General features: G+C 65.7%; 20 protein-coding genes and 1 pseudogene. 11 read left to right on the top strand and 10 right to left on the bottom strand.

Translation table 11 applies throughout. The annotated features are described in order from the left end of the window. The first annotated feature begins 4 nt into the window (after positions 1–4). Entirely contained in the window at positions 5–1,462 is a 1,458-nt protein-coding gene (locus tag G6N50_RS20030) for an MmgE/PrpD family protein (RefSeq protein WP_158086066.1), read from the top strand. 174 nt (positions 1,463–1,636) lie between these two features. Here G6N50_RS20030 and G6N50_RS20025 read toward each other — a convergent pair whose 3' ends face one another. From G6N50_RS20025 to G6N50_RS19980, 10 genes are all read right to left on the bottom strand, one after another. Then, a complete protein-coding gene (locus G6N50_RS20025; protein ID WP_158086065.1) occupies positions 1,637–1,954 on the bottom strand; it encodes an antitoxin VbhA family protein in 318 nt (105 codons plus the stop codon). 463 nt (positions 1,955–2,417) lie between these two features. Continuing rightward, positions 2,418–5,045, bottom strand: a complete 2,628-nt coding sequence (dnaB, locus tag G6N50_RS20020; protein WP_083095156.1) for a replicative DNA helicase — start codon at positions 5,043–5,045, stop codon at positions 2,418–2,420. Positions 5,046–5,575: 530 nt separating this feature from the next. Next, a complete protein-coding gene (rplI, locus tag G6N50_RS20015) occupies positions 5,576–6,034 on the bottom strand; it encodes a 50S ribosomal protein L9 (protein WP_083095155.1) in 459 nt (152 codons plus the stop codon). Between the two features lie 30 nt (positions 6,035–6,064). Beyond that, on the bottom strand, positions 6,065–6,319 hold the full coding sequence (gene rpsR / locus G6N50_RS20010; RefSeq protein ID WP_067839118.1) for a 30S ribosomal protein S18: 255 nt from the start codon (positions 6,317–6,319) through the stop codon (positions 6,065–6,067). Between the two features lie 43 nt (positions 6,320–6,362). Continuing rightward, positions 6,363–6,884, bottom strand: coding sequence for a single-stranded DNA-binding protein (locus G6N50_RS20005; protein WP_083095154.1), 522 nt, complete (start codon positions 6,882–6,884; stop codon positions 6,363–6,365). Positions 6,885–6,995: 111 nt separating this feature from the next. Beyond that, positions 6,996–7,286, bottom strand: coding sequence for a 30S ribosomal protein S6 (gene rpsF, locus G6N50_RS20000; protein WP_007771721.1), 291 nt, complete (start codon positions 7,284–7,286; stop codon positions 6,996–6,998). A 133-nt stretch (positions 7,287–7,419) separates the two neighbouring features. Further along, positions 7,420–8,061 carry a DJ-1/PfpI family protein gene (locus G6N50_RS19995; protein ID WP_083095153.1) on the bottom strand — a complete coding sequence of 214 codons (642 nt, stop codon included), beginning with the start codon at positions 8,059–8,061 and terminating at the stop codon, positions 7,420–7,422. 108 nt (positions 8,062–8,169) lie between these two features. Then, complete coding sequence (locus G6N50_RS19990) at positions 8,170–9,828, bottom strand: glycosyltransferase family 87 protein (RefSeq protein ID WP_083095152.1); 1,659 nt, start codon at positions 9,826–9,828, stop codon at positions 8,170–8,172. Next, the gene (locus G6N50_RS19985) at positions 9,825–12,278 is read right to left on the bottom strand and encodes a transglycosylase domain-containing protein (protein WP_158086064.1); all 2,454 of its coding nucleotides are present in this window, start codon (positions 12,276–12,278) and stop codon (positions 9,825–9,827) included. Before G6N50_RS19985 ends, G6N50_RS19990 begins: the two co-directional genes overlap by 4 nt. A 181-nt stretch (positions 12,279–12,459) precedes the next feature. Then, entirely contained in the window at positions 12,460–12,894 is a 435-nt protein-coding gene (locus G6N50_RS19980) for a DUF5318 family protein (RefSeq protein ID WP_065029591.1), read from the bottom strand. 177 nt (positions 12,895–13,071) lie between these two features. Here G6N50_RS19980 and G6N50_RS19975 point away from each other — a divergent pair. From G6N50_RS19975 to G6N50_RS19930, 10 genes and pseudogenes are all read left to right on the top strand, one after another. Continuing rightward, positions 13,072–13,320: pseudogene (locus G6N50_RS19975) on the top strand (hypothetical protein); the annotation flags it as partial. Positions 13,321–13,478: 158 nt separating this feature from the next. Then, positions 13,479–14,021: a PadR family transcriptional regulator gene (locus G6N50_RS19970; protein WP_003874738.1), complete on the top strand. Its 543-nt coding sequence runs from the start codon at positions 13,479–13,481 to the stop codon at positions 14,019–14,021. 53 nt (positions 14,022–14,074) lie between these two features. Beyond that, a complete protein-coding gene (locus tag G6N50_RS19965; RefSeq protein WP_083095150.1) occupies positions 14,075–15,172 on the top strand; it encodes an inositol-3-phosphate synthase in 1,098 nt (365 codons plus the stop codon). 161 nt (positions 15,173–15,333) lie between these two features. Then, positions 15,334–16,461: an LLM class flavin-dependent oxidoreductase gene (locus G6N50_RS19960; RefSeq protein ID WP_083095149.1), complete on the top strand. Its 1,128-nt coding sequence runs from the start codon at positions 15,334–15,336 to the stop codon at positions 16,459–16,461. Beyond that, a complete protein-coding gene (locus G6N50_RS19955; RefSeq protein WP_083095148.1) occupies positions 16,458–17,627 on the top strand; it encodes a sulfotransferase family protein in 1,170 nt (389 codons plus the stop codon). The genes G6N50_RS19960 and G6N50_RS19955 overlap by 4 nt, the downstream gene beginning before the upstream one ends. Position 17,628: 1 nt before the next feature. Beyond that, a complete protein-coding gene (locus tag G6N50_RS19950) occupies positions 17,629–18,432 on the top strand; it encodes a sugar phosphate isomerase/epimerase family protein (protein ID WP_083095147.1) in 804 nt (267 codons plus the stop codon). A gap of 2 nt (positions 18,433–18,434) precedes the next feature. Next, positions 18,435–19,643 (top strand): DUF1214 domain-containing protein, encoded by a 1,209-nt coding sequence (locus G6N50_RS19945; RefSeq protein WP_083095146.1) that lies wholly within the window; start codon positions 18,435–18,437, stop codon positions 19,641–19,643. 21 nt (positions 19,644–19,664) lie between these two features. Beyond that, on the top strand, positions 19,665–20,582 hold the full coding sequence (locus G6N50_RS19940) for an alpha/beta fold hydrolase (RefSeq protein WP_083095189.1): 918 nt from the start codon (positions 19,665–19,667) through the stop codon (positions 20,580–20,582). A gap of 15 nt (positions 20,583–20,597) precedes the next feature. Next, positions 20,598–21,413 carry an LLM class F420-dependent oxidoreductase gene (locus tag G6N50_RS19935; protein WP_083095145.1) on the top strand — a complete coding sequence of 272 codons (816 nt, stop codon included), beginning with the start codon at positions 20,598–20,600 and terminating at the stop codon, positions 21,411–21,413. A gap of 120 nt (positions 21,414–21,533) precedes the next feature. After that, complete coding sequence (locus G6N50_RS19930; RefSeq protein WP_083095144.1) at positions 21,534–22,274, top strand: GntR family transcriptional regulator; 741 nt, start codon at positions 21,534–21,536, stop codon at positions 22,272–22,274. Positions 22,275–22,288 lie beyond the last annotated feature (14 nt).

The following is a 22,288-nucleotide window of genomic DNA, read 5'->3' as shown; positions in this document are numbered from 1 at the left end:
CATCGTGGCCGATGAAAGCACCGCTACTGCTCAGCTCATCGATCTGATTCACGACGTTCATTTCAATGACCTACCGGCCCAGGTTGTCCACGACACCAAGCGTCTCATCGCCGACACGGTGGGGTGCGCCCTCGGCGCTCGCCAGCACGCGGCGGCGCAGATGGCCGTGGAGGTTGCGGCTGAGATGGGCGGCCCGGGCGTGGGTGGCCCAGCCACGGTGGTAGGCACCAGGGTGACGGCTGCTCCCGCCGTGGCTGCCGCGGCCAATATGTATCTGGGCAACTACCTCGACGCCGATGACACCTACCTGAGTTTCAGCCACCCAGGGGTGGCGGCTGTCTTCCCTGGCCTGGCATTCGCGGAAAGCTCGGAATTATCGGGGGAAGCGCTGATCGCGGCAGTAGCCCTTGGATATGAAGTCGGTTGCCGGGTCGGCGGAGCCTTGGAGTTCATGCGTCTGACTCCGACCGGGGACATCGAAGCGGTGCCGGGATGCCTGGGCTGGTACGGCTTCTGTGTGGCCGGCGCGGTTGGCAAGCTGTTGGATTTCGCACCCGCCCAATACAACAACGCCTTCGGACTCGCGGGCTGGACCGCGCCGATCGAGACCGGACAATTCTTCGCGCCGGTCCTGCGACCCGGCAAGCACATGCTGAAGTACTCGCCCGTCAGCTCGATGGGCATCAACGGAGTGATGGCCGCGCAACTCGCGCACAAAGGGTTCGTAGGCGAACAGAACATCTTCGACGCACCTGAAGAATTCTGGCGCGCGTTCGGGACCGTGGGCCTCAACCGGCAGCGCCTGCTCGACGGGCTCGGGGAGACATGGCAGGTGGCACGAACGTCATTCAAACCCTATTCGGCATGCCGCTACGGCCATCCCGCAATCGCTTTGTTCACCGGCCTCATTCAGCGTCACGACCTCAAGCCCGACGATATCGACCGGGTCGTCGTGCGTACCTTCGAGCGCGGCGTGGACTGGCTCGGACCCACCTACGCGCCTGAGACACCTTCTGATCTACAGTTCAGCATCCCAATGGCGCTCGGCGCTGCCGCCCACGGATCCGACCTCGGGCCATCCTGGCAGGACAACGAGAGCATCCACGACCCGCGATACCTCGCGTTCGCACGCAAGGTCGTCGTCGAAGGCCACCCCGACAGTGGCAAAGCCATCTTCGAGCAGATGCTGGCCACGGGCCGCTTCACCCGTATACCCAACGAGGTCCAGATCAGCGCCCGCGGAGAGGAATTCAGCGACAGCTGCGATTACGTCTGGGGCGACCCGGGGTCGGACGACACCAGGATGACCGATGACCAGATCCATGACAAGTACCGCACCTACGCACAAGCAGCACTCCCGTCCGACCAGGTCGAACAGTCGCTAGACTTGTTGTTCACCCTCGAGAACGTCACCAACGTAGCGAAGGAACTGGCGCCGCTGCTGCAGCAGAAGAGCGTGTAAAGTCCTACAAGATAACCACTTTGGCGCCTTTGGCCGTACCGCTGGTCGAGACCACTGTCTAGTCCGTCGACTCCTTCGCGCCGCCTTTTCAGGGCCTTTTTTGCTTGCACAGCAGCTGCCTGATACTGAGTGCCTATGTCAGGCCGCCGTCGCGCATCACCCCGAGGGCGTGGGCTATTCGCGGGGTTTACCTTCCCATGCATCGATTTCCACGTCCGGCAGCGAATCGTCGAAGTTGTCGGGAATTGAGAGCTTTGGTAGCTGACTGAAGCGGCGACCGCGCGTTGCTGTGGATGCGACAACGCGAGCCCGGTATTCGTCGCTAGTGATCCTGCCGGCTACGGCCTCGATGAGAAGCGCCACCGCTTCGCGGGTGGGAATCCAGCCTTCGAGCATGCTGCAGGCTAGCGCGTTGCCTTGCAATTGCCCGTTCCATGCATCCGGACCGGCAGACCCCGCGAATCGAAGTTCCCAGGTAATCGAGTTGACCACGGGTGTCAAAAGTCGAGCTGCTCTGGGGCGTTTTCTTGCGAATCCGTCGCAGCGAACCGGTTTGCCTTGGTGAGATCACACGCGGCGCCCACCCCGCCTCGGGGAGATGCGTATGGGCGCCGATCACTGTGGCGTCGTCCACCGCTCCCCGGGATTAATGCGCGGGATGCCTTAGTGGCCACGTCCGCACCGGCAAGCGGCGATCGACATGGCTAGTACGCCAGCAACGAGGGTGCCGCCGCGGTGCCAAAATCGTCGCAAAACCCGACATGACTGCGCGCAGACGAAACCCGGAGGACGTCCCCGGAACAGCGGCTCACGCCCCAAACCGCACGAATCCGGGTTAGATCCGACCCTCCCGGCGTTCAAAACCGCTGGTCATCGTGCCCACGAGGACCTGCCTGCGGCTAGTTAAACAAGAAGACGCTACTCGCTAATCTTCGTTGCATCTCGACAACCGACGTCACCGCGCCATGTTGGTGAACCGCGACAGGTGCAGCTGGTGCGCGACGGTCACCGTCTTGGTGGGGCCGTTGCGGTGTTTGGCGAGAATGAAATCCGCCTCTCCCCCGCGCGGATCGTCGCGCTCGAACGCGTCCGGCCGGTTCAGCAGGATCACCATGTCGGCATCCTGCTCCAGCGATCCCGACTCACGAAGGTCCGACAGCATCGGCTTCTTGTCGGTGCGCTGCTCGGGACCGCGGTTCAGCTGGCTGATCGCAACGACGGGAACTTCGAGCTCCTTAGCCAAAAGCTTGAGTTGGCGCGAGAACTCGGACACCTCGAGCTGGCGGGACTCGACCTTCTTTCCCGACGACATCAGCTGCAGGTAATCGACCACGACCAGACGCAGGTCGGATTTCTGCCGCAGCCGGCGCGCCTTGGCCCGGATCTCCATCATCGTCAGGTTCGGCGAGTCGTCGATATACAGTGGCGCCTCACTGATTTCGCTCATCCGCCGCGCCAGTCGCGTCCAGTCCTCGTCGCTCATGCGACCGGAGCGCATGTCGGCGAGTTTGATTTTCGCTTCCGCCGACAGCAGCCGCATGACGATCTCGGACTTGCTCATCTCCAGCGAGAAGATCACGCTGGCCATGCGGTGCTTGATCGAGCACGACCGCAGGAAGTCGAGTCCAAGAGTGGAGTTGTGAGTGGGGATCATCGCTTTGCTCGCCAGATACATGTGGCTGTCGTTGTCCACTTCGACACAGCGCACGGCCACTGTCTTGATCGGGCGGACATCCACAATGAAGCGCGATCCCGAGCGCGCGGTGCCGGTCACAGCCCGACGCTCCTTGTGCACCATAGCCTTTCGCTCCAAGGCGAACACTTTGTCTTCGGTGGAAAAGGTCAGGGTGTAGGCGATGCTGGACGATTCGTAACGGCCCCGGACGCGGTTGGTCGAGGTTTGGCAGCGATAGCCAAGGCTGACGATAAGCTCGGTGACATCGCGGGCTAGCAGATGGCTGGTGACCGAAAATTGGACGGCACCACCCGCCGTCACGGTTCCATCGGTATCGAGCAAGCCGGCGAGTAGCTCGCGCCGCTGCATCTCGGATCCCCGCAGGTATTCAATTGGGATGTGCTTGTTCCCAAGCACGCCGATTGTGCGTAGCCGCGCCTGCAAGGTACCTACCGCGGAGTGGCAATTCTGGCACAACCGCAGCCCCGCGGATGGTCCCCCGCAGCGAACGCAGGTGGGGCTCGGTACCGGGGCCGAGACAAACCGTGCCCGGCCACCGCACGAGCGTCCGCAGGTCCGCACCTGACTGGTATGAGGAATGAACGACTTGCCGCATACCACGCACTGGCGCGGAGCTTGATCAGGATGAGCCGGCAGCCGGAGCTGGTAGCGGTACCGAGCGGATTCCGAGGGAATTGCTACGACGCCTTCCGCTTCGATGCGCATGATGATTTCAGGATCGACCGCGGTGATCTGGGCTGCGGCACTGGTGCCATCCCCAAGCCAAGCGCCGAGTGTGTATGGCGGCACCAAGAATTCGCGATCGGGTAGCTCAAGCGCATGCGCATTGACCACGCTGTGGTTCAGTCGCCGGTCTGGAGTGGCGCAGCGCAGACTTCCAGCGATCTCGGCCGTCGTCCGCACCGCCGCAAAGGTGCGCTGATTCTTATCGCGGTTGTACCCGACCGCCGCAGCTTGCGCAGACTTCCGGGATGCGCGTGTCTCCGTCAACCACTGATGCGCCGCGTCGGCGACTATCACTGTCCCGTCGGAGAACTCCACCTCGTAGCACGGCCGGTCCAACATCACTTCGGTCGCGGCCACCACCCGCGTCGGCCGCCCGTCGGCGCCCAGCAACTCATCACCGACTGCGACATCACCCATCGTCGTCCAGCCGGTCGGCGTGGGCAGCAGCGTGTCCAACGCGAGCGCCTTACCCACGCCAGGCCGGGCCGCGACGATGATCATCTGCCCGGCGTGCAGACCGTTGGTCACCTCGTCGAGCTCGGTGAAGCCGGTCGGCACGCCGCGCGCGACGCCGCCGTTGGAGGCGATGGCGTCGATCTCGTCCATGGTCGGCTGCAGCAGATCCTCGAGCGGAACGAAATCCTCCGATGTCCGACGCTCGGCCACCTCGTAGATCTCGGCCTGCGCGCGGTCGACCACCTCCGCGACGTCGGCGCCCTCGGCGCCCGCATAGCCGTACTGCACGACCCGGGTGCCGGCCTCCACGAGGCGCCGCAGGAGCGCCTTCTCGGCCACGATGGTCGCGTAGTAGCTCGCGTTGGCCGCGGTCGGCACCGTCGAGATCAGCGTGTGCAGATAGGGTGCCCCGCCGATGCGGCGCAGCAGGTTGCGGCGGTCCAGTTCCGCGGCGACCGTCACCGCGTCGGCCGGCTCGCCACGCCCGTAGAGGTCCAGGATCGCGTCGTACACGTTCTGATGGGCGGGGCGGTAAAAGTCGCCGGGCCGCAGCCGTTCCAGCACATCGGCGATGGCGTCCTTGCTCAGCAGCATGCCGCCCAGCACCGCCTGCTCGGCCGCCAGATCCTGCGGTGGCTGCCGTCCGAAGTCCTCGCTTGGCGGCGAGGAATCCATGCCCGACGCCAAGTCATCGACGACCGCCACAGATTCCCTCCTCCCCTGATTCACGCATCCGAACATACATTCGATACTCGACATCGAGCGTAAGTCAAGGTGCTGACACCTGCGTCCTACGGCACCAACACGCTCGGCGCCGGGACGACGTTAAACGTTGCTGGCGAGCAGGCAAAGGGGGTGCTGTTTATGAAGCTGTGCATGGTGTGTGCATATCCATCGACACCTGTGTTGAGCGGGGTGTGGAGAACCTGTGGATTAAGACAAAGGGCTAGGACATCGATGCAGATACCGGCCATACAACGCCCTGGAATTCGTGTGGACAAGAATCTCTACGGCGTGTCGGCCCAGGTTACTGCGCCGGGCGTGTTGGCTTTCCGCCATATTTTCCCAACGTTACGGGCCGGTAAAGCGGGGTGGCGAAATACACCCCAGAAATAGTTCGCCGGGGAGCACGTCCGCGATCCTCCTCAGCACAGGGCGGGCGGGTGCCCGCAGCACGACGAAGCCGGCGGCGGCCGATCATGGCCGCCGCCGGTAAACGAGCAAACGTCGGGTGCTTAGCTCTGCGGGACGACCTCGAGCGCGACCTCGACGTCGACCTCGGGGTGCAGATGCACCGCCACCGGGTGGGTCCCGACGGCTTTGATGTGGGACTTGGGCAGCCGCACGATCCGTTTGTCCAGGTTGGGGCCGCCGGCCTTCTTGATCGCGGCGACGACATCACTGGCGGTCACCGAGCCGAACAGCTTCCCGGAATCGGCGGCGGTCTTCACCGGCAGCGGGACGGGGCCGAGCGCCTCGATCGCCGTCTTGAGTTCGTTGGCGTGGCCGAGGTCGCGCACCGCCTTGGTCTCGCGGGCCCGGCGGATATCGTCGGCCTGCTTCTGCGCGCCGCGGGAGGCCACGATCGCCAGGCCGCGCGGGAGCAGGAAGTTGCGGCCGTAACCGTCCTTGACCTCGACACTTTCGCCGACGGTACCCAGGTGGTCGACGTCAGCCGTCAGAATGAGCTTCATCGTTTCGTACTTTCGGTAGGCCTTCGGCGACTATCGCGCCGAGGAGGTGAAGGGCAGCAGCGCCACCTCGCGGGCATTCTTCACGGCGATGGCGACGTCACGTTGGTGCTGCACACAGTTGCCGGTGACGCGACGCGCCCGGATCTTGCCGCGCTCACTGATGTACGTACGCAGCAACGCGGTGTCCTTATAGTCGATCTCTTGGCCCTTTTTGGAGCAGAAGACGCATTTCCGCGCCTTGATCGGCTTTTCCGGAGCCGGGCGCCGCTTGTTGGACTTGGCCATGTCTGTCTTTCTTTCCGTTCTCTATTACTGAAGTTTTCTTGAATCAGAAGGGCGGTTCGTCGTCGCCGCCGCCGAACGAGCCCGATGCGGGCGCACTGCCCCACGGGTCGTCCGCGGGTGCGCCGCTCGCCGGCGCCGACTGCTGGCGGGATCCGCCTCCGCCGCCGCCGAAGCCGCCGCCACCACCGCCGCTGCCGCTGCGGCTGGCCTTGTTGACCTTGGCTGTGGCATACCGCAGCGAGGGGCCGATCTCGTCGACCTCGACCTCCATGACGGTGCGCTTCTCACCTTCACGAGTCTCAAAAGAGCGCTGCTTGAGCCGCCCCGTGACGATCACTCGGGCACCACGCGTGAGGCTTTCCGCGACATTCTCGGCCGCTTCCCGCCAGATGTTGCACCGCAGGAACAGCGCCTCACCGTCTTTCCATTCCCCGCTCTGACGGTCGTAGATCCGGGGTGTCGACGCCACGGTGAAGTTCGCGACGGCGGCACCCGAGGGCGTGAACCGCAATTCGGGGTCGGCGGTCAGGTTTCCGACAACGGTGATAGTGGTGTCACCAGCCACAGTTTCCTCCTCGTTCCGCCTGCTACTCGCTTCTCCGACGGTGAATGGCACGTGTCCTGGCTGAGCCTACGCAAGTCCACCGACGGTGGGCCCACGACTCAGCCACAGGTGTTAGTGCTTGTCGGTGCGCATCACCTTGGTGCGCAATACCGACTCGTTCAGGCTCAGCTGGCGGTCGAGCTCGGAGACCGTCGCCGGCTCGGCCTTCAGGTCGACGACGACATAGATGCCTTCGGCGTGCTTGGCGATCTCGTAGGCCAGGCGGCGCCGGCCCCAGATGTCGACCTTGTCGACGGATCCACCATCCTTGCGGACGACGTTGAGGAACGTCTCCAAGGACGGGGCAACGGTTCGCTCGTCGAGCGTGGGGTCAAGAATGACCATGATTTCGTATGGACGCATGGAAACCTCACCACCTCCTCTGGTCTGTGCGGCCACGGACGATCCGTGGCAGGAGGGTCGCCTGCGTCGGCAACCGCATCAGGCTACCGGATACCGGGCTGACCAGAAAAATCCGAGCGCTCAGGCAACGTGGCTACTGGCGGGCGGCCAAGTACTGCTCGGCCCGCGCAACCGTCGCGGGGTCGGCCTTGGCGAGCGCTCCCGAGGCGAAGGGCGGCTGCGGGTCGTATTCGATCAGCAGCTGGGCGGCCTGGGCGGCCTCGCGATCGACGAGCAGCTCCACCAGACGTAAGGCCATGTCGATGCCGCTGGACACCCCGGCGGCGGTGATGATCCGCCGCGGTAGATGCTCGACGACTCGTTCCGGCACGTAGCGTGCACCCAAGCTGTTCAGTAGGTCGGCGGCCCGCCAATGGGTGGTGGCCGTGAGCCCATCCAGCAGTCCGGCCGCGGCCAGCAGCAGCGCCCCGGTGCAGACCGAGGTGGTGAACCGGGTGTTGGGGTATACCGCGCGCAGCCACGCCCGGATGGCCTCGTCGTGAACCAGCTGGCGGGTGCCGATGCCGCCGGGGAACACGACCACGTCGGGTGCGTTCACCTGGTCGAATGTGGCGTCACAGCTGACACCGAGCATCCCGTTCTCGGTGCGCACCTCACCCCGCTGATGCCCGACGAACACGACATCGATCGACGGAATGCGTTGCAGCACTTCGTAAGGACCTACCGCGTCGAGCGCGGTGAATCGCGGGAAGATCGGGATGGCGACCTGCGTCATGGCGCCATTCCTCCGATCCCGGCTGCGCCGGCATCATCGTCACCGGCGCGGGTCATGGCGCCATTCCCACGATCCCGGCTGCGCCGGCATCATCGTCACCGGCGCGGGTCATGGCGCCATTCCGCTCGCCATGGCGGGTTGCTCGACGGCGTCGTCGGATGCCGGGACGGTCGAGCGGCGCGAGCCAACCGGTCGCAGCAAGTCCGGCAGCCACCGGGGTGGGGCGTCCGGCGCACGGTCGAACGGTCCGCCCGCCGGATCGTCCACCCGTCCGTCCCATCGGACCAAATCCTCGCGGGGCCGATATATCTGCCGAATCACCAACGCGCAGAAGGTGATAACCGCGATGTCGCGGAGCAGCACGGTCGTGGTGAAGAACTGTTCGGGCAGCGAGCGGTTGGGGTTGCCGTACAGGTAATACATCCGCGGCACCCACACCAGCGCGTCGACGGTCATCCACGCCAGCAGCAGTCGGCGATGCGGCAGTGCGAGCACTGCCAGCGGCACCAGCCACAGCGAGAACTGCGGGCTCCACACCTTGTTGGTCAGCAGGAACGCCGCCACCACCAAGAACAACAGTTGCGCCACGCGCGGGCGTTGCGGGGCGGTCAACACGACGAACGCGATTGCCGCACAGCACGCCACGAACAGCACCGTGACAACACTGTTGAGCACCGTCGGTGGCTGCCAGAATCCCAGCTTGGGGTCGAAACCCCGCCATCCGGTGAACGACTTGATGACGTTGTACAGCGAGTCCATGTCGTCGCCGCGGCGGGTATTGAGCCGGAAGAACTCCGACCAGCCGCGCGGAAAGAACACCAGCACGGGCAGGTTCACCAACAGCCAGGTCACCCCGGTCGCGACCGCGGTGCGGACCCACGCCCGCAGCCGTCCGGTCCGAATACCCAGCAGCAGCATCGGACCCAGGAACAGCAAGGGATACAGCTTCGCCGCGGCACCCAATCCGATCAGCACGCCGGCCAGCACCGGTTTTCGTCGCGCCCAGGCCAGCAGCCCGGCCATCGCGAATGCCGTTGCCAGCGCGTCGAAATTGGTGAAAATCTGGAAGATCAATATCGGCGAGCCGGCCACCAGCGCGGCGTCCCAGATCCGTCGGCCGGACAGGCCCGCGCTTGCCCAGACGGTGCCCAGCCAGGCCAGCGCCAGCCCGAAGGCGGCGATGTTGAAGAACATCACCACCTCGGCGACCACCGGCAGCGGGCCGAGCTTGCTCAGCGCGGTGTATGTCTTGGCCAACGCCATCGACACGTACTGATAAATGCCCGTCAGCACCGGATACTCCATGTAGCGCACCGCGGGCCGGCCGTCGTAACGGATCTGCTGGGCGCCGGTGGAGTCGGTCTCGACCCAGCTCGACTTGTAGGGAAACTTGCCCTGGCTCAACAGCTCTGCGCTGTAGAGCGGCACGGTGTCGGAGTAACACAGCTCGTAGTAGGCGCGTTGGTTGTCCCAGTTGGCCACCCGCTGATCGCCGGTCCCGGTGCCGGTGCTTTGCAGGCAGGCGGCCTTGGTCGACCAGCCGAGCGCCAGGAAGACCAGCGCGATCATGAACATCACCCGCAGCGGGGTCATCAGCCGCGACCGCCCGATCAGCGCGTGCCGGCCCACCGGGCCCCCGACGACGTCGGCGAGTGCGGCACCCAGAAAGTCGGTGCGGCTCGGGCAATCTCGGTTGTCGGCGCTGCGCAGATCCGCGGCCAGCCGCCGCGGTGAGGTGGTCGCGCCGTGCTCCGCGGCGTCGGTCACGGTGGCGGTGGCGGCGCTTGGGGTCCACCCGGCGGGACGCCACCACCCGGGAAGCCACCGGGCGGGCCACCCGGCTCCGGGCCCCCCGGCGGACCGCCGGGCACCGGTGGCGCCGCGGTGATCGTCGTCGGCGGACCGACCGGGATGGTGATGCCCGGCGCCACTTCGATGGTGGGCTGGATAACGGTCTCCGACGGCGGCGGGGGCGGCGGAGGCGCAACCGGCACGCCGGCGTAGCCGCCGATCTCGGTTGGCTTGGGGAACGATTCGTTGGACGTGCCCTTGAGGGCGCCGTCCATGGTGGACTTCCAGATGTCCGACGGCAGCCCCGAGCCGTAGACCGGTCCGCCCGAAGCCGTTACCAGCGGGCTGTCCCCTTTGGCCGTGCCCACCCACACCGCCGTCGACAGCGACGGCGTGTAGCCCACCATCCAGGCGTCCTTATTGGAGGTGGTGTCGCCGAGCTGGGTGGTTCCGGTCTTGGCCGCCGACGGCCTACCGCCGGCCAGGGCGTGGCCGCGTGAATAGGCCGCGATCGGTGCCATGGCCGCGGTGACGTTGTCGGCAACGGCCTTAGGGATGCGCTGCTCGTTCTTGTTGTCGGAGTTCGCGGCGTCGAAAAGGACCTGCCCGTCGGAGTTGACGACCTTCTGCACGAAGTGCGGGCGGTGGTAGACGCCGGAGGCCGCCAGCGTGGCGTAGGCCGAGGCCATGTCGAACACTCGGGTTTGATACTGGCCCAGCACAATTCCGTTGTTCGGTGGTCCGCCCTTGCCGTCCTCGGACAGGGTGTGGGCCACGCCGGGGAAGCTGGTCGCGACGCCGGCTTGGTGCGCCGCGTCGGCGACGGCCTGCGGTCCGCCCTTGAGCTTGAGCATCAGCCGGTAGTAGGAGGTGTTCAGCGACATCTTGAGCGCCTGGGCGAGGTTGCACGTCCCGCAGCTCTCGCCCTCGACGTTGGTGATCTTGATGCCGTCGACCGTCAACGGGGAGCTGTCCACCTGATAACCCAGGCCGATGCCCTGCTCGAGGGCGGCGACCAGCGCGAACACTTTGAACGACGACCCGGTCTGCAGCCCAGCCTGAGCGAAGTCGAAACCGAAGGCGTCGGTGCCACCGAAGTACGCACGAATCGCGCCGTCGTGCGGATCGACCGAGACCGCGGCCGAACGCATATCGGGGTCTTGGCCGTCGAGGTACTTCGACACCGCCTTCTCCGCCGCCTGCTGCGCCTTCGGGTCGATGGTGGTGGTGACCTGCAGGCCCTGGGTGTTCAGGGTCCGCTCGTCGATGTTGAACAGCTCCATCAACTCTTTGGTCACCTGACGCTCGATCAGTCCGTTGGGCCCGGTCGTCTGGTTCTGCGCGCGCGCCTGGTCCGGCGGCACGGTCGGCGGGAACTCCTGAGCGGAACGATCACTCGGAGACAGCGCCTTGGTTTCCACCATGCCGTCGAGCACCCACGCCCAGCGGGCACGCGCGCCCTGCGGATCGATGGCCGGGTCCAGTGAGGACGGCCGCCGGATCAGCGCCGCCAGCAGTGCGCCCTCGGAAACCGTGAGCTGCTCGACGGGTTTGTTGAAGTAGGCCTTGGCGGCGGCCGAGATGCCGTAGGCGCCACGGCCGAAGTAGATGATGTTCAGATAGGCCTGCAGGACGTCGTCTTTCGACCACTCCCCCGACATCTTCGTCGCGATGACCAGTTCCTTGGCCTTACGCATCAGGCCGCTGACTCCGTGCTGGGCCGAACCGACCAGCGCGTTCTTCACGTACTGCTGGGTGATCGTCGACCCGCCCTGCAGGTCGCCGCTGCCGAACAGGTTGTTGTTCACCGCGCGCACGAAACCGCTGAAATCGAAACCCGGGTTCGAGTAGAAATTGCGGTCTTCGGCGGCGATCACCGCTTGGCGCACATGCACGGGAACCTGGTTGATGTTGACGTCAACCCGATTGCCTTCCGGCGGGATGATTTTGGCGATCTCCGAACCGTCGCTGGCCAGGATGGTCGAAACCTGGTTGGTGCGAAGGTCACCCGGCTTGGGGATGTCGACGATGAAGTACGCCATAGCGAACGTGACGATCGGCAACAGCACCAGCACCGCCGCACAGAGGTACGCCCCTCGCCGTACCCACAGCCAGTTGATCTGCTCGGTCCAGGCCCAGTCGCGCCACGGCGGGACGGGCCGCCCCCCGGGACCGCCGGGTCCTGTCGGGCGTCCGGGCCGCCGGGGCGGAGGGGGCGGTCCACCGGGCGGACCACCGCCGTGGCCGGCCCGCTCGTGCCGGCCGGACGTCGGTCCCCGGCCGGCCAGCGCGGCCTTGACCTCGTCGAGCGCGTCGCGCCGCAAGGGTGTCGACGGGGGGCCGGCCAGCGCGGCTTTGACTTCTTCGATGGGATCAGCGCGCCGTGGCGCCCGATCATCCTGGACCGGCGGCAGGATCGTGGTCATCCGATCGTCGGGCGGGGCCTGACGGCGACGGGCGAATTTCGGCGGCGCCTCCCAGCGTTCCGGATCCCGACGACCGGCGTCCGGACGGTCGGTGTCCGGACGCTCGGTAGAACGCTGATTGCCTACATGCTCAGTCGTTGGCCCACGTTGGTCACCGGACGACTGGCTGTGGCGTCCTTCGTTATTCAATGGCCGTGCGGGCGTTGTTGCGCGCGGTCCGCGTGCGTCCGGTACCCCTGGGAGGAGGTGCCGTGCGCGCCGCACCGAGCACATATGACTTGACGAGATGGTTCCAGCTGCAGGTGCGGCAAACCTCCACCACGTGGACGGCGAACTCCTCGAAGCGGGTGGCCAACATCACCAACTCTTCGGCCGTGCGCGCCGAGCCCGACACCGCACCCAAGTGCTCCCCGAACACCCACGACACCAGCGTCAGCTGTTCCTTGCGGCAGATCGGACACATGACCTGGCTCGGTTTCCCGTGAAACTTGGCGGCCCGCAGCAGATAAGGATTCGCGTCACATACCTCGGACACTCCGGTGCGGCCCGAGTACACCTCGGCCAGCAGTGAGCGCCGCCGGAGCGCGTAGTCCACCACTTGTCGCTGCAGTCGCACGCCCACCAGAGTACGTCGCCATCCCAGCCAGGGATACGCAACCGAACCGTGGCGGCCCATGCCAGGTGATCGACGGTGATTTCTGCGCCAAACCAAGACCGGACTTCGTACGATCATCCCCGTGGCGAAATGGCTCGGGGCACCGCTCGGCGGCGGCGCGACAACGACCACCCGAGCGGCCCCGCCCCCGTCGACCTGAGCAAGTTCGATGTGACGAAGACCGTGGGCATCATGCGCGGCGCGCCCGAGACTCTGCACATGAAGCCGTCCGACGTCAAAACCAGCTACCTGATCGTCGAGCCGGCAACCGACCCGACCACGCCCGGGGCGCTCACGCTGTCGCTATACGTCTCCAGCGACTACGGAGGTGGCTATATCTCCTTCACGGGCGACGGCACCGTCAAGCAGATGAGTCTGCCCACTTAAAGGGCCGTCCCCCGGCCCAATTCGCACCCCTGCACTGTGACGAACGGCAAACCAACACTGAGTGGTGTTGTGGCTAATATATCGAGACGATACGATTGCGCGAGGCGTCGAACCGTCGTAACCAGCCATGCATATCTTTTTCACAGGAGGTGATCCGATTGCTGGAGCTCGCCATCCTGGGTCTCCTGATCGAATCGCCCATGCACGGTTATGAGTTGCGCAAACGGCTGACCGGTCTACTCGGTGCGTTCCGGGCGTTTTCGTACGGTTCGCTCTACCCGGCCCTGCGGCGCATGCAGGCTGAAGGGTTGATTGCCGAGGATGCCGCGCCGGCCGGGACGCCGGTCCGGCGGGCCCGGCGCGTTTACCAGCTAACCGACGAGGGCCGCCGGCGCTTCGGTGAACTGGTGGCCGACACGGGTCCCCACAACTACACCGATGACGGCTTCGGGGTACACCTGGCGTTCTTCAACCGGACTCCGGCAGAGGCGCGGATGCGCATTCTGGAAGGTCGCCGCCGTCAGGTCGAGGAACGGCGGGAAGGTCTGCGCGAAGCCGTTGCGCGGGCCAGTAGCTCGTTCGACCGCTACACCCGTCAGCTTCATCAATTGGGGCTCGAGTCCAGTGAGCGCGAAGTCAAGTGGCTCAACGAGCTCATCGCTGCGGAGCGGGCTATGCCCGGCCTCTCCGAGCAAACGTAAACCCCCAGTACGACCCCAGCATCCCAGTGGTTAGAGGTTAGGAGAACGCCCATATGAGTGAGCAGAACGCGCCACAGGCGTCGACGGAGGTACGAGTCGCCATTGTGGGCGTCGGTAACTGCGCGTCTTCGCTGGTTCAGGGCGTGCAGTACTACTACGACGCCGACGCGAACAGCACCGTGCCCGGCTTGATGCACGTGAAGTTCGGCCAGTACCACGTCCGCGACGTAAAGTTCGTCGCCGCGTTCGACGTGGACGCCAAAAAGGTTGGCTTCGACCTGTCCGAGGCGATCTTCGCGTCGGAGAACAACACCATCAAGATCGCCGACGTGCCGCCGACCAACGTGACGGTGCAGCGCGGCCCGACGCTGGACGGCATCGGCAAGTACTACGCCGACACCATCGAGGTGTCCGACGTCGAGGCCGTCGACGTGGTGCAGGTGCTGAAAGAGGCCAAGGTCGATGTGTTGGTCTCCTACCTGCCGGTGGGCTCCGAGGAGGCCGACAAGTTCTACGCCCAGTGCGCCATCGACGCGGGCGTGGCGTTCGTCAACGCGCTGCCGGTGTTCATCGCCTCCGACCCGGTGTGGGCCAAGAAGTTCGCCGACGCCGGCGTGCCCATCGTCGGTGACGACATCAAGAGCCAGGTCGGCGCGACCATCACCCACCGCGTGATGGCCAAGCTGTTCGAGGACCGCGGCGTGCAGTTGGACCGCACCATGCAGCTCAACGTGGGCGGCAACATGGACTTCCTCAACATGCTCGAGCGCGAGCGCCTGGAGTCCAAGAAGATCTCCAAGACCCAGGCCGTGACGAGCAACCTGCAGCGCGAGTTCAAGACCAAGGACGTGCACATCGGGCCGTCCGACCACGTGGGCTGGCTCGACGACCGTAAGTGGGCATACGTGCGGCTGGAGGGCCGCGCGTTCGGCGATGTGCCGCTGAACCTGGAGTACAAGCTCGAGGTGTGGGACTCGCCGAACTCCGCCGGCGTCATCATCGACGCGGTGCGGGCGGCCAAGATCGCCAAGGACCGCAGCATCGGCGGCCCGGTGATCCCGGCGTCGGCCTATCTGATGAAGAGCCCGCCGCAGCAGCTGCCCGACGACATCGCACGCACCCAGCTCGAAGAGTTCATCATCGAGGGCTAGAGCCGGCCAGTCGCCCCGGCCATTAGGTAAGTCTCCAAAGCGCGACCGCATGCGCTCGCGAATCCGCGGATCACCTAATGGCCGGGGCGCTGTGATGTCTCTGGGGACGCCGCGGCCATTCCATCGACACAACGCTGTGCAGCTGCTTAGCATCACTGTCGATGACCGTTCAACCCGCAGCGTTCCTCCGCACGACGCTCCCCCTCGACCTGTCCCGTCTCGCGGAGCTCGACAGTGGTCGCTACCACTCCATCTGGCTGCCCGACCACATGGTCAGCTTCTGGCCGGACTCGATCTGGACTCCCGAGTTCACCGACCTGGCCACCGCTTCCCCATCGCCGCACCGGCATCTGGACGGCCTGGCGGTGGCCGCTGCGGCCGCGGTCCTCACCGAGCGGGTTCCTCTGGTCAGCGCGGTCGTCGACACGGTGCGGCGCCATCCCGCCCTGCTGGCCCAGACCGCGCTCACCATCGACCATCTCGCCAAGGGACGCTTCATCCTCGGGCTGGGCAGCGGCGAGAGTGAGAACACGCTGCCCTACGGCTTCGACTTCTCGCGTTCGGTCAGCCGCTTCGAGGAGTCGCTGGCGGTGATCCGGCTGCTGTGGGAAAGCGACGGGCCGGTCGACTTCGACGGCCAGTTCTACTCGCTGCACCACGCCCGGTTGGACACCGAACCCTACGAGGGCCGGCGACCGCAGATCTGGATCGGCGCCAGCGGCCCGCGGATGCTCGACATCACGGGCCGGCATGCCGACGGGTGGTGGCCGGCGGGCGCGTGGACTCCGGAGCACTACGCGCAGATGCTGTCCGTGGTGCGGGCATCCGCAGAACGCGCCGGCCGCGATCCGCTGGCGATCACACCCTGCTTCATCCAGGTGTGCCTAATCGGTGCGGACGACGACGCCCTCGCCGAGATCCTGCAGGCGCCACTGGTCAAGGCCTTTCTGCTGCAGGTCTCCGCAAAGACATTGCACGACTTCGGATTCGAGCACCCCATGGGCGATAGTTGGCGCGGATTCCAGGACATCGACCCGGCCGTACTCACCCGGGAGCGGATCGTGGAGTTTCTGGACAACGTGCGACCCGAGATGGTCCTGGCCGTCGTACCCCATGGCACACCGAAAGAGGTCGCCAAAATCGTCAAGACGTACGTGGACGCGGGTCTGCGCGTGCCCAAGATTCTCGATTACGGCGCCATGGCCGGGGTGACATACTCGCAGGCTTCCGCGGCGAATGTCCTTGCGGCAGAGGACGAACTCGTGCGGCTCTGCGGAGATCTGTCGTGACTGCACGTTTGGACGCCGCGGAGATGCTCGCCGCCGCCGAGGCGGAAACCGGGTTGCGAGACTACGGCGATCCCACCCTGCCGGAACGTTTCGCCGTCGCGGTCGAGCACCTGAACGGCTTGGGCATGGATGCCGATGGCCGCTTCGAAGCCGCGCAGGTGTGTCGTTGGCTGCTGACATCGCGTCTCGAATTCATCGAGGACCGCGGCCGCTACCCGATCGGCGCCGAAGTGATCGACTCACCGATGTTCGTCACCGGCGAACCCCGCTCGGGGACAACGCTTATGCACGCCCTGATGTCCGTCGATCCGCACGCTCGGGCGTTGCGGTTCTGGGAGGTGATGTACCCGTCGCCACCGCCGGGACTGGCCGCGCCCGATGACGCCCGCCGGACGCGGGCCGACGCGGACTGGCGTGAGATCAACGCCAAAATGCCGAAATGGCTGCACAGCCACCCCTACAACGACATGCTGGGCGACGGCCTCCCCGAAGACGAACGGACCTGGGCGTTCGACTTCCGGGTGATGACGCCCACCGCGTGGTGGCGGGTCCCGATGCAGTCGCTGGTCGGAGGTCTGGAAACCGACGCGGCCGCACAGTACCGGCTGCACAAGGCTATGCTGCAGCAATTGCAATACAACCGGCCGCGAAAGTACTGGGTGCTGAAGGGCTTTCACGGCTTCCGGCTCAAGGAGATGTTCGACGCCTACCCCGACGCGACCCTGGTGTGGTTGCACCGCGACCCGGTGCAGGTCGCTGCCTCACGCACCATGATGATGGCCGACATCGCCGAAGGCATGGTCGGTCCCGTCGACCTGCACGCCCTGGCGAACATGCATCTGGAGTTGACCCGTGCCGGCGTCGCCAACACCATGAGCAACCCCATGGTCGACGATCCACGCATCCTGCACGTCCGCTACACCGACTTCATTGCCGACCAGGTAGGAACGGTGCAGCGCTACTACGCATTCGCCGGTCGAGAGGTTACCCCGGACGCGGAGTCGGCAATGCGCGCCTACCTGGCCGGCAATCGCGGCGACCGCTACGGCAAGTTCCACTACTCCACCCAACTGCTAACCGACATCGGTGAAGACCTCGACGCGCTGCACGCCGAATTCCAGCCCTTCCGTGAGCGATTCGGCGTGGGGATCGAGAACCGGTCATGATATGACGGGCGTACACGAGCGGCTGTCGGTGCACAACGTCACGTTCTACGGCGAACCGCTGGCCGAGCTCGAGGAACACTGGGCGGCGCTCGGCGTGTCCCGGTTGAGCATCCTGGACAGCCAGCTACTCGATCCGGAACTTCCAAAGCTGTTGCGGCGCAATGGCTATACCGTTGAAGCAGTCTGCCACATCTTCGGCGGAGGCCGGCTGGACACCGGCGCACCCGCGGCGCGCGACGCCCTGCTGCCGGTGATCGACGCCGCGGCCACGGTCGGCGCGCGCGTGGTCTATATGTTGACCGGCGGGCGAGGCGCACTGAGCTGGCCGCAGGCGGCCGATCGCTTCAGCGCGATGATCGCGCCCTGCGTCGAGCACGCGGAGCGGGCGGGCGTGGCGCTGGCGATCGAGAACGCCTCGAGCCTCTACGCCGACATTCATATCGCCCATACCCTGCGCGATACCATCACGCTGGCCGAAATGAGCGGGCTTGGCGTCTGCATCGAGCTGTTCCACTGCTGGGCGGAGGGCGATGTCGAAGCGATGGTGCAGCGGGCATTGCCTCGAACCGAGCTCATTCAGCTCAGCGATTACGTGTTGGGTGACCGGGCGCTCCCGGGTCGCGCGGTGCCGGGTGACGGCGCGATCCCACTCGAAGCGTTCGTCGCCCAGGCGCTGGCCGGCGGCTACGCTCACGGATTCGACCTGGAATTGATCGGACCCCGCATCGAGGCGGAGGGCCGCCTGCAATCCGCGCGGCGCGCCTGCGACGTGGTGGGAGCCATGCTGAACAGATTGGTTGCGTGACAATGGGATTCGGCGACGGCTTCGACGACGCGGCGCTGCAATCGGCCTGGACCGAATTCTGTGCCCAACTGCAGCGCGCGGGCGAGCGGGTCTTCAAAGACGCCAACCCCGCCGCCGCATCGCAACGCGTTGACGCGTACCGGTTCCTGACCCAGAACCTCGGCCAGGCCTTCGATCTGGCCCTCGAAACCCGCGACACCAGCTACCCGGCGCTGCACACCTTCTGCGGTCCGACCCGCAAGCTCGGCGGGGACTCCGCCGACTTCACCTATCAACAAGCCTGGATCGACGGGCACTCGACCTACCGGCTCACCGGCACCCGCGGCACCTCGCGCTTCTTCAACGTCACCGTGCAGGGCCGACGCACGCCCGGCCCGGGCGTTTTGCACGAGCCGTTCGGCGACACCCCACAGGCCAACCTGCTCGGCCATCAACTCGATATCGGCGAGGACGGGGAATTCGAGCTTTACATCGGAGGACCCGAGCGCGGCCCCAATTGGCTGCCCACCACACCGGAGTCACGAAAACTGTTCATCCGCCAGGGGTTTGACCGCTGGGAAGAGTCGCCGGCGCGGCTGCGCATCGAACGCACCGACATGGCCTCGGCCAAGCCGTTGCCCACCCCCGCCGACATGATCGCGGCGATGGGCTGGGCCGGTGATTTCGTCACCGGTCTGATGAACGATTGGCCCGAATTCCCGTTCACCTACGGAGGCGTCGACGCCGAGCGCCCTAACACGTTCCCGCGCGTCGGCGCCACCGATGCCGACAACAAACGCGGCCGGGCCGCCGCCAACATGTATTGGGAGCTGGCGGCCGACGAGGCGCTGATCGTCGAATTCGACGCGCACGACGGGCTGTGGATGTTCACCAACATGGGCGTCTTCTTCAACAGCATGGACTACCTGTATCGCCCGGTGAGCTACACACCGGGCCGCACCAAGATCGACCGCGACGGCCGCATCCGCCTGGTTATGGCTCACCGTGATCCCGGCGTGCACAACTGGCTGGACACCCAGGGTTTCGAACGCGGCAACCTCACCTACCGGCACATGCTCGAAGGCTACCCCGTCCCGCTCGACACCCGGGTGGTCAAACACGACGACGTGCTCGGCGCCCTGCCCGAGGAAACCGCCATGGTGAGCGCACCCGAGCGAACCGCCGCGATGTGGGACCGCTTCCACGGCATTCGCCGCCGCTACATTCTGTAGGCAGCGCTAGTGTCAAAGATCGTGACCGACATCTCCGAAGACGAACTGGCCGGGCTGTCCGAATTCTCGCTGCTGTACGAAAACGCCGAGCAGGCCGGGGTGTCCGGCCCACTGCCCGACGCCGAACGCGTCGAGTCCGGCACGGGCGAAGCCAAGATCAGCGCCTTGCGCTGGGGCGGCAGCGCCCCCCCGCGGATCGTGTTCGTCCACGGCGGCGGGCAGAATGCGCACACCTGGGACACCATCATCGTCGGCATCGGTGAGCCCGCGCTGGCGGTCGACCTTCCCGGCCACGGCCACTCCACCTGGCGCGAGGACGGCGACTACTCGCCGCAGCACAACGCCGACACCTTGCTACCGATCCTGCGCGAACACGCCGCGTCGGCCGACCTCGTCGTCGGCATGTCGTTGGGCGGACTGACCGCGATCCGGCTGGGTGCGGTGGCCCCCGAGCTGGTCAACGAACTCGTGCTGATCGACGTCACCCCGTCGGCGCTGCAACGGCATTCCGAGATGACCAAAGAGCAGCAGGGCACGGTGGCGCTGATGCACGGGGAACGCGAATTCCCCAGCTTCCAGGCCATGCTCGACTTGACGGTCGCCGCCGCGCCGCACCGCGAGGTGAAGGCACTGCGCCGCGGCGTATTCCACAACTCGCGCAAGCTGGACAACGGCAACTGGACGTGGCGCTACGACGCCATCCGCACCTTCCCCGACTTCGCCGGCCTGTGGGACGACGTCGACGCACTGTCCGCCCCCGTGACCCTGGTGCGCGGTGGCTCATCGGGCTTCGTCAGCGACGAGGACGCCGCCGAACTCGGCCGCCGCGCAAAGCATTTCCGCTCCGCGCACGTCGTGGAGAATTCGGGCCATTCCGTGCAAAGCGACCAGCCCCGCGCGCTGATCGACATTCTGCGTGGGGTGCTCGACGCGTGCTGAGCCTACGGTGGGGTCATGACTTCTGCTGACCGTCCCGTTCGAATCGGCGTGCAACTGCAGCCTCAGCACGCCCCCGAGTACAGCCAGATCCGCGACGCCGTGCGCCGCTGCGAAGACATCGGCGTCGACATCGCCTTCAACTGGGACCACTTCTTCCCGCTCTACGGCGATCCCAACGGCGCGCATTTCGAATGCTGGACCATGCTCGGAGCCTGGGCCGAGCAGACATCGCGCATTCAGATCGGCGCGCTGGTGACGTGCAACTCCTACCGCAACCCGGAGCTGCTGGCCGATATGGCCCGCACCGTCGACCACATTTCCGACGGCCGACTCATCCTGGGCATCGGGTCGGGTTGGAAACAGAAGGACTACGACGAGTACGGCTATGAATTCGGTACCGTCGGCACCCGCCTGGACGACCTGGCGGCCGCGCTGCCCCGAATCCAAGCTCGGCTGGCCAAACTGAACCCAGCCCCCACCCGCGACATCCCGATCCTCATCGGCGGCAAGGGCCCGCGGAAAACACTGCGTATGGTCGCCGAATACGGCGACATCTGGCACGGCTTCACCACCGTCGAGACCTATCCGGCCGCGGCGGCCGTGCTGGAAGAACATTGCGCCGCCGTCGGGCGCGACCCGTCCACCATCGAGAGGTCGGCCGGCGTCGAAAACAACAGCGGAGTTCGCCGCGGTGAGGGAACCGACGGATTGATCGCCAATGCCGAAGGCCTGACCGCGCTGGGTGTGACGCTGCTGACCGTGGGTGTCAATGGTCCGGACTACGACCTGACCGCGGCCGAAGCACTATGCAAGTGGCGCGATAGCCGTTAAACCGGCCGGGCCGCATTCGCCTCAGGTTCGTCGGCCAAACACATAAACGCATGCGTCAATTCATGAGAAACTCTCACCGCTAGATTGCCGAACCGGCCGTGAAAGAGACTCAAGAAAACGATGCCGAAGAAATACGGGGTCAAAGAAAAGGACCTGGTTGTTTCGCACATCCTCCACCTGTTGTTGACCGGGAAGCTGCGCAGCGGGGACCGCGTCGACCGCAACGAAATCGCGCTGGGCTTGGGTGTGAGCCGGGTGCCTATTCAAGAGGCACTGGTCCAACTCGAACACGACGGCATCGTCTCCACGCGTTACCACCGCGGCGCCTTCGTCGAGCGGTTCGACGAGGCCACCGTCCTCGAGCATCACGAGCTCGACGGCCTGCTCAACGGGATTGCGTCCGCACGCGCGGCAACCAATCCCACGCCGCGAATCCTGGGACAGCTCGATACGCTCATGCGCTCGCTGCGCACCGCCAAGGATTCGCGCGCCTTCACCGACCTCGCGGCCGAATATCGGCGCACCGTCAATGACGAGTACGCCGGACCGCGGCTGCATGCCACCATCCGCGCCTCGCATAACCTCATCCCCCGCGTCTTCTGGACGACCTATCAGAACGGGCGCGACGACATGCTGCCGTTCTACGAAGACGAGACCTCGGCAATACACCGGCGCGACCCGGAGGCCGCGCGGGCGGCGTGCGTCGACCGCTCCTACCTGATGGCCCAGACCATGCTTGCCGAACTGTTCCGGCGGCGGGTCTTCACCCCGCCCGACGACATCAGCCGGGTCGTTCCCGGTCCGCTGCAGGTAATCCCCGACGCGGACACCATCTGCGGCGAAGCATCGCTGGCGCTGTGAACCGACGCTGAGCG

It is taken from the genome of Mycobacterium mantenii (genome assembly GCF_010731775.1).
GTDB lineage: Bacteria > Actinomycetota > Actinomycetes > Mycobacteriales > Mycobacteriaceae > Mycobacterium > Mycobacterium mantenii.
The sequence above is the reverse complement of the archived record's forward strand: the minus strand, read 5'-3'. Positions and strand labels throughout refer to the sequence as shown.